The sequence below is a fragment of the Armatimonas sp. genome (genome assembly GCF_043760365.1).
In the GTDB taxonomy this organism is placed as follows: Bacteria; Armatimonadota; Armatimonadia; order Armatimonadales; family Armatimonadaceae; genus Armatimonas.
In genome coordinates this window covers 1-1,625 of record NZ_JAYUPA010000507.1, presented here as the reverse complement: position 1 = coordinate 1,625, position 1,625 = coordinate 1, and the positions used below count along the sequence as shown (strand labels likewise).

At 59.0% G+C, this 1,625-nt stretch carries 1 protein-coding gene; it reads right to left on the bottom strand.

Annotation, left to right across the window (positions count from 1 at the left end):
- The coding region (locus tag ACH2EH_RS11855) for a peptide chain release factor 3 (RefSeq protein WP_395141917.1) at nucleotides 1-1,579 on the bottom strand (1,579 nt) is incomplete at its 3' end.
- Between the last annotated feature and the right edge of the window lie 46 nt (nucleotides 1,580-1,625).

Genomic DNA, 1,625 nt, shown 5'->3' with positions numbered 1-1,625 from the left:
GTGCGGTGGCGAGAAATCTTAGCTTCGGGTTGTTCTCAATGATATGGTTCATTCCCCACGGGCTCTCGAACAAACAAACAAAATTCCCAAAGCTATCTTCCACACGCCGCGTCCCCATTCCCCAGTACACCTCCTTGAGCGCGTCTTCGGGGCCTTGAATCCAGCGGGCATGGTTGTAGGGCAGGCGGTCTAGCCCCGTGTCCACACCGTACTCGGAGAGCAAGCGGAACTGGATTACCTCAAACTGGAGCTGCCCAACGACGCCTAGAATCGGCTCGGTGCGCCCGGCATTGATCTCGTGGAAGAGCTGTACGACACCTTCCTCACTGAGCTGCTCGATGCCTTTTTGAAACTGCTTGTATTTTTCGGAACGGCGGTTGCGCAGCACCCCAAAGTGCTCCGGGGCGAAGCGCGGAAAGCCTCGGAAGCGCACGGGAGTGCCCGTGCAAACCGTGTCGCCGAGCTGAAAAACGCCGGGGTTGGTGAGGCCGATAATATCGCCGGGGTAGGCCACTTCCACCGTCTCACGATCCGATGCAAAGAGTTTCTGAGGCCGCGTCAGGCGCACGGACTTCTTGGAGCGCGGATTGAAGGCCACCATATCGCGCTCAAAACGCCCCGAGACCACGCGCAGAAATGCCACTCGATCACGGTGATTCGGGTCCATATTGGCCTGAATTTTGAAGACAAAGCCCCGAAACTCGGCTTCATTGGGCGCAATCTCACCCTCTTGTGCCGAGCGCGCGGTGGGAGCAGGCGCGAGGTCAATAAAACGCTTTAAGAAACGCTCAACCCCAAAGTTGGTGACGGCGCTCCCAAAGAACAGCGGCGTGATCTCGCCCTTGGCGATGCGCTCGGGGTCGAGCGGCTCACCGGCCACGTCCAGCAGCTCGATGTCCTCGCGGAGCTTCTGCGCAGGGCCTTGCCCAATAATCGCATCCAGCGTCGGGTCGCTCAGATCCACAATGCGCACGGGGGCTTTGTTCGCGCCGTGCTGCACTCTATCGTATAAGTGGAGCTGGCTACTCTGCCGGTCATAGACCCCCTGGAACTGGTCGCCATCCCCGATGGGCCAGAAGACGGGCGCGGAGCGAATCCCCAGCACTTCCTCTAGGTTTGCCATCAGATCCAGCGGATCGAGACCGGGGCGATCCATCTTATTGATGAACGTAAAGATCGGAATCCCGCGCTGGCGACAGACAGCAAAGAGCTTGATGGTCTGCGGCTCAACCCCACGGGCATTGTCAATCAGCATCACGGCACTGTCGGCAGCCACAAGAGTGCGGTAGGTATCCTCGGAGAAGTCCTGGTGACCGGGCGTGTCCAGAAGATTCAGCACGCAGCCACCGTACTCAAATTGCAAGACCGTGGACGTAATCGAGATCCCGCGCTGCTTCTCCAGCTCCATCCAGTCCGATGTCGCTTGCCGCCGGTTCTTCTTCGCCGTCACCGAACCCGCGAGCTGAATCGCGCCCCCATAGAGAAGCAGCTTCTCCGTCAGGGTCGTCTTTCCCGCGTCCGGGTGAGAGATAATCGCAAACGTGCGCCGCCGCGTAATTTGATGCTCTAAGTCAGTCATAGCCAAGTGTCAGGATACCATGATCTCCTTGAGGGCCTCATCGGCG